At 40.6% G+C, this 16,424-nt stretch carries 15 protein-coding genes; 9 read left to right on the plus strand and 6 right to left on the minus strand.

Annotation, left to right across the window (positions count from 1 at the left end; genetic code table 11):
• The first annotated feature begins 269 nt into the window (after positions 1–269).
• Positions 270–1,892 carry a diacylglycerol kinase family protein gene (locus tag AUR67_RS04595; RefSeq protein ID WP_058584306.1) on the plus strand — a complete coding sequence of 541 codons (1,623 nt, stop codon included), beginning with the start codon at positions 270–272 and terminating at the stop codon, positions 1,890–1,892.
• Between the two features lie 4 nt (positions 1,893–1,896).
• Here AUR67_RS04595 and AUR67_RS04600 read toward each other — a convergent pair whose 3' ends face one another.
• A complete protein-coding gene (locus AUR67_RS04600) occupies positions 1,897–2,163 on the minus strand; it encodes a VF530 family DNA-binding protein (RefSeq protein ID WP_055021861.1) in 267 nt (88 codons plus the stop codon).
• A 56-nt stretch (positions 2,164–2,219) separates the two neighbouring features.
• Positions 2,220–2,519 (minus strand): DUF1496 domain-containing protein, encoded by a 300-nt coding sequence (locus AUR67_RS04605; protein WP_058584307.1) that lies wholly within the window; start codon positions 2,517–2,519, stop codon positions 2,220–2,222.
• 77 nt (positions 2,520–2,596) lie between these two features.
• Here AUR67_RS04605 and AUR67_RS04610 point away from each other — a divergent pair, with 77 nt between their 5' ends.
• On the plus strand, positions 2,597–2,827 hold the full coding sequence (locus AUR67_RS04610) for a TIGR02647 family protein (protein ID WP_054563059.1): 231 nt from the start codon (positions 2,597–2,599) through the stop codon (positions 2,825–2,827).
• Between the two features lie 53 nt (positions 2,828–2,880).
• Here AUR67_RS04610 and maiA read toward each other — a convergent pair whose 3' ends face one another.
• Together maiA and hmgA are read right to left on the minus strand one after the other, a co-directional pair.
• Positions 2,881–3,510, minus strand: a complete 630-nt coding sequence (gene maiA / locus AUR67_RS04615; protein ID WP_058584308.1) for a maleylacetoacetate isomerase — start codon at positions 3,508–3,510, stop codon at positions 2,881–2,883.
• Complete coding sequence (gene hmgA / locus AUR67_RS04620) at positions 3,510–4,814, minus strand: homogentisate 1,2-dioxygenase (protein WP_058584309.1); 1,305 nt, start codon at positions 4,812–4,814, stop codon at positions 3,510–3,512. The genes maiA and hmgA overlap by 1 nt, the downstream gene beginning before the upstream one ends.
• A 103-nt stretch (positions 4,815–4,917) precedes the next feature.
• On the opposite strand from hmgA, the gene AUR67_RS04625 reads away from it, so the two are divergent.
• From AUR67_RS04625 to AUR67_RS04645, 5 genes are all read left to right on the plus strand, one after another.
• Positions 4,918–5,373, plus strand: coding sequence for a MarR family winged helix-turn-helix transcriptional regulator (locus AUR67_RS04625; RefSeq protein WP_058584310.1), 456 nt, complete (start codon positions 4,918–4,920; stop codon positions 5,371–5,373).
• Positions 5,374–5,468: 95 nt separating this feature from the next.
• Entirely contained in the window at positions 5,469–6,281 is an 813-nt protein-coding gene (locus AUR67_RS04630; RefSeq protein WP_058584311.1) for a hypothetical protein, read from the plus strand.
• A complete protein-coding gene (locus tag AUR67_RS04635; RefSeq protein WP_058584312.1) occupies positions 6,281–7,321 on the plus strand; it encodes an extracellular solute-binding protein in 1,041 nt (346 codons plus the stop codon). The genes AUR67_RS04630 and AUR67_RS04635 overlap by 1 nt, the downstream gene beginning before the upstream one ends.
• Positions 7,321–8,820, plus strand: a complete 1,500-nt coding sequence (locus tag AUR67_RS04640; RefSeq protein WP_058584313.1) for an ABC transporter permease — start codon at positions 7,321–7,323, stop codon at positions 8,818–8,820. The genes AUR67_RS04635 and AUR67_RS04640 overlap by 1 nt, the downstream gene beginning before the upstream one ends.
• Positions 8,821–8,831: 11 nt before the next feature.
• Positions 8,832–9,842: an ABC transporter ATP-binding protein gene (locus AUR67_RS04645; protein ID WP_058584314.1), complete on the plus strand. Its 1,011-nt coding sequence runs from the start codon at positions 8,832–8,834 to the stop codon at positions 9,840–9,842.
• A 477-nt stretch (positions 9,843–10,319) separates the two neighbouring features.
• On the opposite strand, the gene AUR67_RS04650 is transcribed toward AUR67_RS04645, so the two are convergent.
• Positions 10,320–13,442: a TonB-dependent receptor gene (locus AUR67_RS04650; protein ID WP_058584315.1), complete on the minus strand. Its 3,123-nt coding sequence runs from the start codon at positions 13,440–13,442 to the stop codon at positions 10,320–10,322.
• Between the two features lie 34 nt (positions 13,443–13,476).
• Positions 13,477–14,340: a S1/P1 nuclease gene (locus AUR67_RS04655; RefSeq protein ID WP_058584316.1), complete on the minus strand. Its 864-nt coding sequence runs from the start codon at positions 14,338–14,340 to the stop codon at positions 13,477–13,479.
• 219 nt (positions 14,341–14,559) lie between these two features.
• Here AUR67_RS04655 and AUR67_RS04660 point away from each other — a divergent pair, with 219 nt between their 5' ends.
• Complete coding sequence (locus tag AUR67_RS04660) at positions 14,560–15,462, plus strand: hypothetical protein (protein WP_054563069.1); 903 nt, start codon at positions 14,560–14,562, stop codon at positions 15,460–15,462.
• Positions 15,449–16,396: a hypothetical protein gene (locus AUR67_RS04665; RefSeq protein WP_058584317.1), complete on the plus strand. Its 948-nt coding sequence runs from the start codon at positions 15,449–15,451 to the stop codon at positions 16,394–16,396. Before AUR67_RS04660 ends, AUR67_RS04665 begins: the two co-directional genes overlap by 14 nt.
• Positions 16,397–16,424 lie beyond the last annotated feature (28 nt).

The following is a 16,424-nucleotide window of genomic DNA, read 5'->3' on the forward strand; positions in this document are numbered from 1 at the left end:
CGAAAACTCTACTAAAAACCTGTGATTATTAGCATGGCTTTTAACTTAGACTAGCAGGGAAAGAGTACTTGGCAAATCTATCCAATTGGTTCTATGTAAATTATTGTAAGTTATTCATAAAATAGTGAAAAAATGTCCTAAACTAAAATAGTAAGCTTTTTTATAAATGCTAAGTTACTGATTTTAAATAGCCAGTAGGGGTAATTTAACGGCTTTTACTGGAGTGAACCTTGCAACGTGTTATGCAATTAGAATAACAAGGAGTGATTATGTGGGCAGCATTTAGTTACTTAGCTTTAGCGATTGTATTTATAATTGCGGCTATTCGGGTAGAAACTGTTTACTTTGCGCTGTTTTTTTATTGGACGGCTTTGTCGTTGCTATTGGTGAGTGGCGCATACTTTTTTAATATCGCACGTATTTTCAGAAAACGTGAAAATGGCGTTATTCCTATCTATATTCGTTGGGCTTTTATTCCATTTTTATTGGGTGCACAACTTTACAATGCGTGGTCGAGAAAACACGACAAAGTGCCGCCATTACAACAAATTAATGAGCATTTATTTTTAGCCTGTCGTTTATTTCCTTCAGATATAGACACCATGAAAGAAATGGGTATTACAGCTATTTTAGATGTAACTTGTGAGTTTGATGGCCTTGAATGGTCTTCTACGCAAGAGAATATTCGTTATTTAAATATCCCTGTACTTGATCATAGCGTGCCAACACGCGCGCAATTACACCAAGCTATTAATTGGATTGACCATCAAGTAAAAGCAGATAGACGTGTCGTAGTACATTGCGCCTTAGGGCGTGGTCGCTCAGTATTTGTAATGGCGGCTTACTTACTTAGTCAAAATAAAGATGCCGATGTGCACCAAGTACTCGCGCAAATTAAAGAAACGCGAGAAACAGCAAATTTAAACAAGCGCCAGCTGCGTCATCTTGTGCGTCGCCATCGTAGAGGTGACTTGTTAATCAAAAATAAAGCTGTGCTCATTGCTAATCCTGTTTCTGGTACAAAACTGTGGGAAGCTAAACGTAAGCAAATTACCTCTCGTTTGTCTGAGTATTACGATTTAACTGTTTACACCACGTCAGAACAGGTAAATGGTACTGATTTAGCCAAAGAAGCACTTGAATTGAACCCTGATGTAGTCATCGCCTGTGGTGGTGATGGCACAGTAACAGAGGTTGCAAGTGTACTTGTTAATACAGAGTGTAAACTGGGTATTATTCCTTTAGGTACTGCCAATGCGCTCGCTCATGTGTTGATGGGTATACAATCGAAGCTTATTCCTATTGAGCAGGCGTGTGAGCTGATAATTGAAGGGCAGGCGAGTCGGATAGATACCGCTGTGTGCAATGGCGAGCGTATGTTATTACTTGCAGGAATTGGTTTTGAACAAAAGATGATTGAAAAAGCCCATCGTGATGCTAAAAATGAGTCTGGGCAATTAGCTTATTTACAAGGGTTTTGGCAAGCATTAGGTGAGCATGAAGCGCAAGACTATGTTGTTACTCTTGATAATAACGATGAGCAAACAATCAATACCACCAGTTTAATCATCGCCAACGCCGCGCCATTTACTACCTTACTTGCTCAATCTGCAGGGCAGCCAGATCATCAAGATGGTTTACTTGATGTAAATTGGCTAACACCTAGTGCCGATTCTAAAGCGAGTACCTTAAGCATTGCGGAATTAGTGTTCTCGAGCATTACGCAAACTAGTTTTGCCATTAACAGTCACCACACAAATGCTAAACGAGTAACAGTAAGAGCAGAAAAAGGATTGAGCTATGTTATTGATGGTGAGGTGAAAACCGCAGATAGACTAGAGGTGGAGATATCACCGAAATCGCTTTCGGTGATTGTAGCTGCTGAAGATTAAGTGGTTACTTTTTGATGCTTTTCCATTGGAATGTGCCATCATCAGCTTGGTCATTATTGATAAAGGTATCAATATATAACTGCTCTACTTTTTCTCGTGCCCAAGGGGTCTTTCGTAAAAATTTAAGGCTCGACTTCACACTAGGGTCATTTTGAAAGCAGCGTACGTCTACGTGCGCTGCCATACCTTGCCAACCAAGTTTTTCTTCAAGTTTAGTAACGATGTCGGCTAGTTTAACGCCATGTAACGGATTATTTGGTTGATTGTCCATGATAAATCTTAGGTTATTTGCAACCGCGCAATAGTACCCTATCTGTGCGTTTTAAGCTAATTGACGTGAATCTTTTTCGCTTGTTTAGGGTAAATAATCTCGCCATTAGCATTTAGTCTGAGCCAAGCCAAATCACTGTTTGAAAAATTAGGCTGTTTAGCAGTGCAAATTAACGTAATATCGCCAACGGCAATATACGCACCTTCGGTATAGCGTTTATTTTCATACCAACACACTTTTTGATTGTTTAATGCCTCTTGACCATCAAGCACGATTAGTGGTTTTTCCTTTGCTAGTGCTTGGTTTAGAAACCCTAAAGTAAACAAAGTACTTAACAGTAAAATTTTCTTTAACAAAATGCGCCTCCCGTTGGGCAGATCTGTATAACTACACTAAGCTTATGACAAGGAATAAATAATAAAAAGGTGAACACATGCAATTTGATAAAAATATGATCGACGAACTAACCCTGCTTGCAAAATTTCCTCGCAACTCTCAAATGCAGGGAATTAAAATTCATTCCGATGCCGAAAGCTCAATTAAAGATGCAGCAAAACGTCTTTATGATAAAGGTATTACAGATAGTCCTGATGGGGGCTACTTAACCGACTTAGGCCTCGATTTAATTAACCATGTGAGTGTGATTAACTCAGCACTTAGATAAAATATAAAAAAGGCCCGAAGTGTTCGGGCCTTTTTAACTACAATCCTTAAAGCTTAAATTGCATCTGGCTGATTTTGTGGTGCAGCATCAATAAAGGCATCAAGCTTATTACATTGCTCATATACCGCAGCAATTTTAGGGTACTTGGTCATATCAACTTTAAAGCGCAAGGCATTAAATACTTGCGGCACTAAGCACACATCAGCAAGCGTTGGTTTGTTGCCCACACAAAAAGTGTTCGCTTCATCAAGTAGTTTTTCGATACTCTCAAAGCCCACTTCTACCCAATGCTTATACCAGGTCGTTTTTGCTTCTTCATCAACACCAAGATCATTAGCTAAGTACTTTAATACACGCAAATTATCGATAGGGTGGATATCGCACGCTACGGCATAACATAAATTACGGATCTGAGCTTTTTGCCATGCATCACCAGTCAACAAAGGTGTTTCTGGGTGAGTTTCTTCTAACCACTCTAAAATAGCCAGCGATTGCGCAAGTACACCTTGATCAGTTTCAAGTGCTGGCAATAACCCTTGTGGGTTTTTAGCTAGGTACTCGTCACTTTGCTGCTCTGATTTTAATAAATTAACCGTCACCAACTCGTGATCAATGTTCTTTAAATTAAGCGCAATGCGAACTCGGTATGCAGCTGATGAACGAAAATAGCTATAAAGTTTCATTATACGTCCTGTTTACCTGTGAAATGTTTTTTAATAGTGCGCCAACAATCTGTGTAGTTAGGCTGACGCTCTTTACCTTCAAGGGCATATTTAGTTGGTGAAATAACGTAACGCGATTCGAACATAAATGCCAAAGTGTTTTCGTAGCGTTGTGGTTCAAGCTCAGCATTTGATGCTTTTTCGAATACATCTGCTTCTGGACCATGTGGCGACATACAGTTATGTAAGCTAGAACCACCTGGTACAAAGCCATGTTCTTTGGCATCGTACACACCTTCGATTAAGCCCATAAACTCACTCATAATATTACGGTGGTAATAAGGTGGGCGGAATGTGTTCTCAGCCACCATCCAACGTGGAGGGAAGATAGCAAAATCGATATTAGCGACACCTTCTGTACCCGATGGTGATGTTAATACAGTAAAGATTGATGGATCAGGGTGATCGTAACTTACTGTATTCATAACATTGAATCGAGCAAGGTCATACTTGTAAGGTGCACTGTTACCCGTCCAAGCAACCACATCCAATGGCGAGTGGCCAATATCACAACGGAACATATTGCCATTGAATTTAGCAACGAGTTCGAAATCACCTTCAATATCTTCGAAAGCCGCTACAGGGTAGTGGAAGTCACGGTCATTAGCATAACCATTGGCACCCACTGGGCCGCGCTCTGGTAAAATATAGGCATGGCCATAGTTTTCACAGATGTAGCCACGTGCTGTATCGGTGAGCAAATCAACTGCGAACTTAATGCCACGAGGAATAACTGCAATTTCTCCTGCACGAACGGTTAGTTGCCCGCACTCGGTTCTAAGTAATAGCTCACCTTGTTGCGGCACAAACAACATTTCACCATCAGCATTATAAAAGTAACGGTGTTGCATTGATTTATTAGCGACATAAATATGAATACCAATACCTGTTTGTGCATTGGCACTACCGTTGGCAGCCATAGTGACTAAACCATCTATAAAATCAGTTGGTTGTTCTGGAATTTCAATTGGATCCCAACGTAGCATTGTCGGTGGTGTTGGCACTTCTGTAATAGGAGCGGTACGAATTAGGCCATTATCAATTGGCGTGTAATCACCTTGTATTACTGACGGGCGAATGCGGTAAAACCAAGTACGACGGTTATCAGCACGGGGAGCTGTAAATGCCGTTGTGCTGAACTGCTCAGCATATAAATCGTATTTAACTTTTTGCGGGCTGAATTGACCGATAGGTAATGCACCGGGTAATGCTTCGGTTTCAAATTCATTACCAAAGCCTGTCATATATTGTAATTCGTTATTCATCACTAGACTCCTGAAAGGTTTTAGGTAAGATACTCTCATGTGAGACTAAATTCAAACTACATTGAATTTACATGTGTAAATATTCTTTGACAGTAGTGCAGCCATGACGACAGATAATCAAACAACGCTCGATTTAAAACAGTTCTTACCTTATTCATTAACCAATATTGCAATGCAAATGAGCGAACAGTTTAGTGAGCTATATCAACAGCAGTTCGATTTAACCGTGCCACAATGGCGGATAATTGCGAATTTAGCGCAATATGGTGAGTGCACTGCCAAAGAATTATGTGATATGGCACAAATGGATAAATCAACGATGTCTCGTGCAGTAAAGTCGCTATTGACCAGAAACCTTATAATTGCCAAAGAAAACCCTAAGGATAAACGCGCAAGTTTATTATCGCTTTCCGTTGAGGGGAACCGTTTGCATGAGCAAATTGTGCCATTAGCAAACGAGTGGCAAGCCGGTTTAGTGAGCGACTTAGATAGCCAAGAACTTAAACAATTTATGAACACTCTTAGTAAGCTTTCCAATCACTTAAATAAAAATGTGTAATTCTGTAATCAAGGCTTTATAGCAATTGATTTAGACAATCGATACGTATATGATAATGGCTATCATTTACAATTAGAAACTTGGATGTCCCCCCTATGAAATTAGCGTTAAACACCGTTAAAACACTAGGTCTTAGCCTAGTATTAGCATCTACTTTTATTGCCCAACCTGTATTGGCAAATGGCCCAATTGGTGAGCACGTTAATCATCTAAAAGAAAATTTAAAAGATTACTCAGAAGACGTTGAGTGGATGATCGGTAAAGTTGACACCATGGTTACCGATTATGAAACAAAAGGCGCAAAAGCAGTTAACAGCGATGATTTAATTGAATACTGGGAATCAGTAAAGTTTCACAGTGCGATTGAAACGAATTATGTGCCGGTTTATGCATCAATCTGGCAAGGCATTTATGGTATCAAAATGGCCATTGATGACAAAAAACCAGCAAGCGAAGTACGTAAGCACCAAAAGGCCTTAAATGCTGCCTTGTGGCAGGGTCTTGGAGCTGTTAAACTTGCTGCCGACTTCCAGCAAAAAGGCTTATTAAAAGCTGTAAAAGCAACTGCTTCTGAAACAATGACGCAAAGCGCTACTATCGATGAGATCAAACATAAATTAGACCGTGTTGTTGCAAAATACGCAGAACGTTTAAGCGATGAAGCAACGCAAATTGTACACGATACTTACCTTCACTTATTCGAAGGTGTTGAAGGTACACTTATCGAAAAAGATGCGAAGTTAGTAGAAGTTCTCGAAAAAGATTTTAACGTAACCCTGCCTAAAGCTATTTCTGACAAAGGGTCAGTTGACCAAGTACGTGCAGTGGTTGTTGATATGCAAGAAAAACTAGATCGCGCTAAGGTGTTACTAGAAGAAGCCGAAAAAGCACGTAAGGATGTATTTTAGTGAAGCGTAGGACCTTTATTCAAGGCCTGGCTGCGTTTGGGGTGGTGGGCGCAATGCCGCTACCTCTTTCTCGTGCCTTTGCAGCCTATGCTGCAAGCCCAATTTCAGTGAAAGACTTACCCGCCCTAGAGGGTGACTTAACCTTATATTTAGGCCGTGGTGAAGGTGGTTTGTACGAAAACGTACTGCAATCAATCCAAAAGAAAAACCCAAAACTTAATTTATCAATTCGCCGTGGCCCAACTGCCGCACTTGCCAACATGATTGTGGCTGAAGCGAAAGCGGGTGTTAAACGTGCAGATTTATTTTGGGCCGTTGACTCAGGTGCGATTGGCTTAGTAACAGACGCAGGTTTAGCTAAATCGCTACCAGGTGACTTAGAAGCGCAATTACAACCACAGTTCCGCTATCCGGGCTGGGCACCAGTGACAGGTCGTATTCGTACATTACCTTACAACACTAAGCGTTTATCAAAAGATCAGATCCCAGATAGCATAATGGCCATTGCTGATAGCGATTTATCAATTGGTTGGGCACCTGCTTATGCTTCTTTCCAATCATTCGTCACGGCAATGCGTATTCTTGAAGGTGAAGATAAAACGGCTAAATGGCTTAAGAAAGTTCAAAAACGCTCGAAAACCTATGCTGGCGAGCTAGGTGTAGTGATGGCCGTTGAACGTGGTGAAGTGGATATTGGTTTTGCAAATCATTATTACACGTTACGTCTTAAATCAGGTAAACCAGATGCGAACCTTGATCTTGCTTTTACCAATCAAGATGCCGGTTGTTTAGTTAATGCATCAGGTGTGTTATCGCTGACAGATAACCCGAACGCAATGAACTTTATGCGCTACTTACTAAGTTCTGAAGTTCAGAGCTACTTAGCACGTGAAGCCTACGAAATTCCATTGATCCAAGGTATTGACCAGCCAGCTGGATTACCAGCCTTAACGGATGTGTCACCGCCGAAAATCGATTTAACTCAATTGGCAGATTTAAGGCCAACACTCGACCTTATGCGCAGTAGCGGTGTTTTATAATGCGCATACCTGCTTCTTATCCCATGGCGCTGCTTGCAGCGCTTTTGGCGTTAGTGCCAGTTTATATTCTGATCACTTTAGCCAGTGATGCGACGGCTGTTTTTGATAGTCACAATTTAAAAATTCTTGGTAACACTTTATCACTTATGGTGTTAACTGTTTTAGGCTCTATTTTAATTGGCGTGCCTCTGGCGTTTATTAGTGCCTATGTTCAACTTCCTTTTAAAAAGCTTTGGCTTGTTTTGTTTGCATCTCCACTTGCTATTCCAAGCTATATTGGCGCGTTTACTTTATATGCAGCATTTGGCCCCGGTGGTGAGATAAATCAGCTGTTAGGCTTTGAAACCCCGCCTATGTATGGCTTAACGGGTGCTGCTATTGTTATGACGCTATACACGTTTCCATTTGTAATGCTTACAACGCGTTCGTCTTTACTTAGTCTAGATGCCAGCATGGTAAACGCGGCTCGCACTTTAGGTATGTCGATGCCAATGAGTGTCTTTAAAGTCATATTACCGCGTGTAATAAACGGTATAGCGGCGGGCTCATTACTGGTTGCACTTTATACCCTATCAGATTTTGGTACACCGGCGATGATGCGCTTAGATACCTTTACTCGCGTGATCTATGTTGAATATAACGCCTTTGGTCTAAGCCGAGCAGCGATGTTATCGCTACAATTAATGGTGATAGTAGGCTTTTTACTGTTTATCGAATCACAAATTAAAACTGCTTCTGAGCGCCACGGTAGACCGCTAATGTTATTTCCATCAAACGGTCAAAAGTTAGCAATGCTGGTGATTTTTCTACCTGTTTTATTATTGGCTATTTGTTTGCCGTTAGCCATTTTTACCCTTTGGCTGGCCCGTGATGGTATTGCTGATTTTGATTTCAGCATTGCGTGGAATTCAGCTTATGCGTCTGGCATTGCGGCTATTGTCGCTGTTGTCGTTGCTGTGCCTGTAGCGCATGCTGCCTTAAGCGGTAAAGTAGGGCGCATTATGGAGCGAGTCACCTATTTCGGATTTGGTATCCCAGGTATCGTAATGGGGACGGCACTTGTTTATGGTGGCCTGCAATTACCGCTTTTATACCAAACTCTGGCATTATTAGTGATTGCCTACGTGCTACGCTTTTTACCGCTGGCAGTTGGCTCTGTACGTACCAGCACAGAACACTTAGACTCGAGTTTAATCAAATCAGCACGCGTATTAGGCGCAAGCCCTCGTGAAGCATTTATGCGTATTACCTTACCTTTAACACTACGCGGTATCATTGCTGGTGCAGCCTTGGTATTTTTAGAATCAATGCGAGAGCTTGAAGCGACCTTGTTACTTGGTCCTACAGGGTTTGAAACCCTATCAACTTATTTATGGCGTGTTTATGAAGCCGGTTATTTCGGTCGTGCTGCCATTCCTGGGCTCTTGTTAGTAGTGATATCAGCATGTGGCTTAGCTATAATGCTCTCAGGCGAAAAGCGCAGTCAATTAGAACATTAAGGATCAGTTTAATGCTATCAGTTAGTAAGCTGTCTATCGATTATGGTAGCAATCGTGTGGTAAGTGAACTTAACTTATCACTTGGGGAAAGTGAGATCCTCATGCTAGTTGGTCCAACTGGCTGTGGTAAAAGTACAATTTTACAAGCGTTAGCTGGGCTAATTCCTATCAGCGAAGGTGAAATTAATTTAGGCTCATGGCGTGCAACACCCAAATTAAAAGTACCACCAGAAAAACGTAAAGTGGGTATGGTATTTCAAGACTTTGCGTTATTCCCGCATTTAACAGTGCAGCAAAATATTTGCTTTAGATTAACCGATACCTCAAAAGCTGATCATTGGATTAAGTTACTGGGTCTTGAAGCATTTCGTGATAAAAAGCCTGCTACTTTATCAGGTGGACAAAAGCAGCGTGTAGCACTTGCCCGAACACTAGCTCACGAACCTGATTTCGTATTACTTGACGAGCCGTTATCAAACCTTGATGCAGCTTTAAAAGACACCCTTCGTTGGGATATTCGTAATGCATTAAAAGATGCGGGTGTACCTGCTATTTGGGTAACCCATGACCAAGAAGAAGCCTTATCTGTTGGTGATCGTGTTGGTGTACTGAAAGAAGGTATTATTCAACAAATCGACTCCCCTGAACGCTGTTTTAGCTTACCAAGCAATCGCTTTGTGGCACGTTTTTTAGGTGAAGCAAGTTTCATTGCCGGCAATTGTGAAGGTGATATTGCCACCACTGATTTAGGTAATGCGCCAGCGATTAAAGTTGATCATGATACTGCGAAGGTTGATGTATTACTTCGCCCTGATGATGTTCACCTTATTCAAAATGCAGCTACTAGCAACGGTAAAGTGACATGGGTACGTTACGAAGGTGGCAGTCGCTTATGTGCTGTTAAATTAGCGTGTGATACTGTGGTGACAAGCCGAGTAAGCCATGAAGTGATGGTACGCCCAGGCGATGCAGTACATGTTTCTATCAATACAACACACCCACTTGCGGTTTACGCAGCTTAAATAAAAATATCTGTGCGGGTCTTACTGGCCTGCATTTTTTAGAAAGCTTTCAGCCATCAGCTGTCAGCCATCAGATGCAATATGAATACGAGTTTTTAGCCCTCAGCCATCTGACGCGATGTAAAATCGCTGCTACCTAGCGACTTGCTAACTTTACTCTTGAAGCTTTAATCTTGCTAACTTTCCCCTAGAAGCTTTACTCTCGTAACTCTTATCTCGTAACTACTATTTTTACCGGCTAAAGCCAGTCCTTCATAAAGATTTATCAGGTATTAGGCTCTAGGTTTTAGGCACTAGAACGCGATGTAAAATCGTTGCTACCTTGCAACTTTCTAACTTTACTCTTGAAGCTTTACTCTTGCTAACTTTCCCCTAGTAACTGTACTTTCGTAACTAGCAACTCGCTAACTTTCCCTAAAACGTAAAAAGCCCGCCAGTAGGGGCGGGCTTTTGTTTTATAACAAGGCTAACTCGTTATTAGAATGTGTAACGTACACCTACACGCATTTCCCAAACTGATGCGCTGCTTTGTGTTGCAGTTTTACCATTGTTAGGGTTGAAGTTTGAATATACGTAACGACCTTGGTCATCAAGGTCTACGGTCACCATGCTGTTACCAACAAAGCTACCTTTCTTAAGTACGCCCCAGTCATCGTTTAACATATTAGTTAAGTTATCGATAACGAAGAATACTTCACCTTTGTGACCAGGCATGAATCCAGGTACTTCCTGAGTCATCTTGAAATTAACTTTAGTGAACCAATCAGCATTTTGACGGTTACGACCAGAGATTTCACCACGAGCTAAACCTTGAGCAGAAATCCATTCGTTAAACTCAGTTACTTCTTCAGGAGTCATGTCGTAAACAACGTTAGGGTCATTCACTTCAGGGATATACATTAGCTGACGACTACCGTTTGAGTTGCTATCACCCCAAACATCATAGTCTCTATCATCAAACGTGTAGCTGTAAGGAAGACCTTTGTACGTTTCACTGAATAGGTTGAAACGTGTGTTGTATCCATCGAACAGCTCAGTTGTGTAACCTAATGTCATGGTAAAGCGATGTGGGATCTCGTAATCAGATGTGTGTGCACCTGGGTTAGTCGGATCGTATGTCGCTAAGTTACCGTAGTTTGAGCTCGCTACCGAACTTGTCATAGGGTTAACATCAGTTGAATCAGTGTAAGCGTATGCTAGTTGTACGCTAATACCGTTATCAAAACGTTTGCTCATTGCAGCTGAGATAACATGAGACTCACCGCTGTCACCACTTACATTAGTCAGTATTAGATCGCCACGACGACCTTCTTTAGACTCAAGAATTGGACGGCCATCAAACGTTGTTTCACCTGAATCTTGGTACGAGATGTCTTCTAGGAAAGCAGCATCTTTACGTTTAGTGAATAAGTAGTCTAGAGAGAATACATACTCATCTTCAGTTGTGTATGTTGCACCTACTGAGTATTTCCACTCTGATGGCATGTCGAAGTCTGGGTCAACAGCGTTTACCGATGAATCACCTGAACCAATGACTGTGTTTGCAACTTCATCATACAAGCTTTGTGGTACTTCGTAACCCGGTGTGCCGCCGTTTACGTTTGGTGTAGCGAATAAGTCAACACCACCTCTGATTGATGTACCAATGTTAGTGATACCATCATTCGAGTATGAGTTAGATAACCAAACGTTCGGGTTACCACCAGAGAATAGGCCAACACCTGCACGTACTTCTAGTGCATCTGTTGCGTACCACTCAAAACCAACACGTGGTTGAATTAAGTCGATGCCGTCGAATGTTGATTGGTTGCTGAAACCGTAACGGTTTGTAAAGTTTTCATTGTAGTTAGGTTTGTCGTCACTTGTGTATTTGTCGTAACGTAGACCAAACGTTAATGTTGCATCTAAATCTGTAAAGCTGTACTCATCTTGCACATATAAAGTGTGTTGTGCATAAGAGAAGTTAGCCGCAGCATCTGTTGGATCGTTAGTTCCAGCAGCGTTATTGTAGTAAACTCGATCAGCAAAACCAGCCTCAAAATCATCTACTGATTTAAAACGCCACTCACCTTGCGTATGTTGAACGAATTGGTTGAATACGTCTAACTCTTCAAACTCGTAGCCAGCAGTAATTGTGTGTTGATCAAGGTAGTATGTACCCGCAATTTTTGCTGTCACTGTTTCATAGCTAAGAGCATTTGATTGACGAGAATCATCTGGACCAATATAGATAGTACCGCCGTCTTCTGTACGAATTTGCATTTCACCGAAGCTACTTGCTGCATCTAAAGATCGAACAGTCTGATCTAATTCTGATTTACCTAGACGAACCTCAGTTGAGAAGTTATCTGACCAATCTGAGTAAAGTGAACCAATGATTGATGTAAATTCAGCACTTTGCTTGAAGAAGTGATTATCTAAAGTAACAGTGTTGCTGTAAGCATCTGACTGAGACAGTGTAAAACCATCATTATAGTTATAGATTAAGTTTGCACGGTGGTCATCGTTGATATTCCAGTCTAACTTAACCAAGATTTTCTCATCTTCAACTGGTGCGCTTGATGGCATGCCACCTGCGTCATAACCGTAAACATCTTGAGCGATTTGTTGTACACGTGCAACGTCTGCAGCTGTAACACTACCTGTGTCTAGGCCGCCGTAGTTGTATTGTTTTACACCTTCAAGTTTTTCGTAAGATGTGAATAAGAAAAGGCTATCTTTAATTAGTGGTAAACCAACGTTGAAGCCGTAACGTTTTTCAGTGTAATCACCGTTATCGTAGTCTTCACCTTCGATTTTGTCGCCTTTCATTGAATCATTTGTGTAATCGAAGAACATACCACCGTGTACTTCGTTACCACCTGATTTAGTAACAGCGTTGATGTTACATGATGTGAAACCACCATATTGAACATCAAAAGGTGCTAGTTCAACTGCAACCTGTTCGATTGAATCAAAAGAGAAAGGTGCACGGATTGTCGGGTAACCGTTTGAGCTTAAACCGAAGTTATCGTTCATACGAACGCCGTCAAGGGTTAAGCTGTTGAAACGTGGGTTACCACCACCACAGTTGATTGAACCGCGGCTATCGTCAATTGTTACACGTGGGTCGATACGAACGATATCTTTTAAGTCACGGTTGATAGCTGGTTGGTTTTCTAAATCTTCAAGTGTGAACGTTGCAGCTGGGCCTGTACCACCAGACATACGGCTGATAGGACGACCAGTAACTACGATTTGTTCTACATCAGATTGTCTCTCTAACGTAACATTAACTGGGTAGTCAGCACCAACTTGTAGGTTGATGTTGTTGAATGTTTGATCTGCGAATACGTCAGAATCAACAACAACGCGGTAAGGACCACCTACACGTAGGCCTTTTGCTGTGAAGTAACCCGCATCGTTCGTTTCAGTTTCTTTAGTTGAACCTGAAGGTAAGTGAACGATAGTAATCTTAGTGCCTGCAGCAGGGTTGCCGCTAGGACCTTTGATTTGACCCTTGATAGCAGATGTTGTTTCATTTGCTAACGCTGCACCACTCACACCAACACATGCTGCAATAGCAAGTGATAGAGCTGTTTTGCGGAGTTGGATTTTCATTATGTTATTTCCCGTGTTAGAGGTTATGTTTCATTTATAGTTTGCTGTCAGTTGGCATCTTAAGTGCCTTTACTAACGGTTTTGCAGATTTATCAAATAAGTTATTTAATAAACCTGCCAATCTTATCCCGCCTTGTTGTAGGCGAGTTTTAACAATCGGTAAGTTTTTATAGATATAACTATAACTTACGTTTGTTTCATTTTCTTTATACAGAGAGTTTGCAATGTTATTAGATTCGATTAACCAATCGCTAGGTGAACTGGCAAGATAGTCCGTTATTAACGCTTGATTTGTTGTATTTATAAATTGCGCAAACTCAGTATAGGACAAATTTTCATTTTCAATGAGTTTTGTGTCCCACAAGCTATGTAAATTGGTATCTTGACCGAAGAATGTGACAGAAATATTGTTGCCGCCACGATCTTCACCGCGACCGGCATGAAAAGGTTGATGGCTATCACCAACGAGATGAACTAAAAAGCGCAGTGCGAACTGTTTTTCACCTAGAGAAGCTTTTTGGTTTTGTAATACTGAGATTGAATATTCCATGCCTTCGAGGATATCTGACACGGTTTCTTTGTTATGGTGGGCATGTGAGTCGTAATGAGGTTTGGCTTCACCTTCTTTAAAGTTAATGTAATGCCAGCGCGAAGATTTCTTTTGCCAGAATTTTTCTGGAGCAGAACGCATTTCATCAGCCCACGTTGCTACCTGTGGTAAAGAATCACCATCAAGTAAAGGAACTAATGCTTGCTTGGTGGTGTCTGTAATATGCTTAGATGCAATTTCACCAATAATACGGTGACCATTCTGACCCCATGCATTAGCCGGGTTACTTAACACCGCAGAAATAACTGGTGTCGATAACAGCAACATTTTTATTGTTTTTTGTAACATTGACTCAGTGTCCAAAAATGAATGTGCCCTGAAGCACGATTTCTTGATGCATATTTTCCTGAATTTAAAAGCAAATAGAAAGGACTCAATAAGATTCATAATTTCTTGTTCATATATATTATTTATCAATAGCTTAAAATATTCAGGTAAAATTACTTGTTGTAATAAGTAAGAATAATTGTTCAAATAGAGACAACGGAGCGTTGTTGGCTATTAAAATTGAATTTAAGAACAATACTAATAAAAAAATCGTCGATTGTTACATTTTTGTTTCTAGCAGTTATTTTGTTTTTTTATATCGGAATTTTGCAGGGTAAACCGGCTGTATCTGATATAGATGCATTTATTGAAACGTCTTTTCAATGTGATACTAAATCAGAGGTTAACCTTAACGAGTTGGTGGTGTATTCATCGGGCAAAGTATTGGCTGAGGATGTCGCTAAAACTTTGTGCGCTGATGACATCATTAGTAAACAATACGGCAAGGTCACCTCTTATTGGGGTTATAAAACATCTGACACAATTGAGTTTTTAGGTAAAGGGATTGCAGATTTGATCCTGGCTAAAGAAAACTTGATTAATGCCTTTATGGCCGAGTCAACCTATAACTACCAAGCAGTTGTTGGCTTTCCTGACTACACTGCTTATTTAATTTCTAGTAAAGAAAAGCCTCGCATTGAAAAAAGCTACTTTTTAGATAAACGTATTGGTTTGCTTGATTACCCAACGAGCCGCTCTGGACACATTCTCCCTAAACAATTATTTAAAAAATTAGATATCAACCTAGAAAACCTTAATATAACTTACGCAAGCTCCCATACTGAATTAAGAGAGCTGCTTGCAAGTGGTAAGGTCGATTTAATTTCTTCTTATTGGCAAGACAGCGACCAGCAACGTTTTTCTAAAAACTACATTACGCCTATACGCGACAATATAAGTGGGAGTCGTTGGTATTTAAAAATGCAGGATGAAAACACCGACCTTTTATGTGCAGTTCAAGCGCAGTTAACCCAACTGGCACACAATCAAAATTCTCATTACTTTAATCATGTTGAGTCTTTTTGGGAATGTGAGTCGACTCAGCAAACAATGAAAGTAGGGGATAGCAATGCTGCCAATTAAAGTAAAACTTGCTTATGGCGGAGTATTTATAAGCTGTTGCTTGGTTTTATTTGCCAGCTTTATTACAGCAAAAGCTTATAAGACAACAACTAATGATGCCCTGACTCTAGCAAAAGTTGAAAACCGCATTGCCCTTGATTTAAACCATTTAAATTTACCTGATGACTTTTTAAAGCATTCAGGTAGTAAAGATATGGTACTCAATTATATCGCGCGTCTTAATGCTCAGTTGAAAGATTCTGGCGTGATGGTTTACTCCATTGAGGGGATCTCTGATTATCCTGCTCGTGCAGATTTAATCACTAAGCAATTACATGCACCACAAAAATCATTAACGGTTAGCTTTGTTGTGGCATCGTCTTTATTTGCTAAAGATGATATCGCAGTGTTTATTTTGGTGTGTTTATTTGCAGCTGCATTTACTTACTTATTATTTATAAGTGAACGCACTAAAATCCAAATTGCTAAACAAGAACCAGAAGTTGCGATTCAGGCAGAAGAAAAGCCTAAATTGATAGTCGATCTTCAAAATAAAACCTTTGCTGCTAGCTGCGCTGTTGATAAAACGGTTGCGCTTGCTAATAAACCGCTGTGCTTTTACCTTGCATTGGTTGAGTTTTGTATTGAACATCCGGATGTAGTGCTTAATCAAAATAAAGATGTACCAGAAGAATTACTGACTTTAGCAAACAAGTATTTTTACCGGTTAGTAGAGCTTGGTCACACAATACGTAAGCGCCCAAACTTTACCAATAGTTTAGAAAAAACATTAAGTGAAATTCGGGCAGCACTTGATGAAGTTTGGCAAGATCAGTTAGAGATAAAAGAAACCTATTATCCACCTAAGGCCCATGGTGAAGGCTCCCGTTCTCGATTACATCATTACGGATTGAAAGCGATTGAGATTGCCGATATTGAAGTCATTGGTAAGTAATCTAGTTTAAAAGTAAAAAGGGAAGTCC

Source organism: Pseudoalteromonas sp. XI10 (assembly GCF_001469895.1).
Lineage (GTDB): Bacteria > Pseudomonadota > Gammaproteobacteria > Enterobacterales > Alteromonadaceae > Pseudoalteromonas.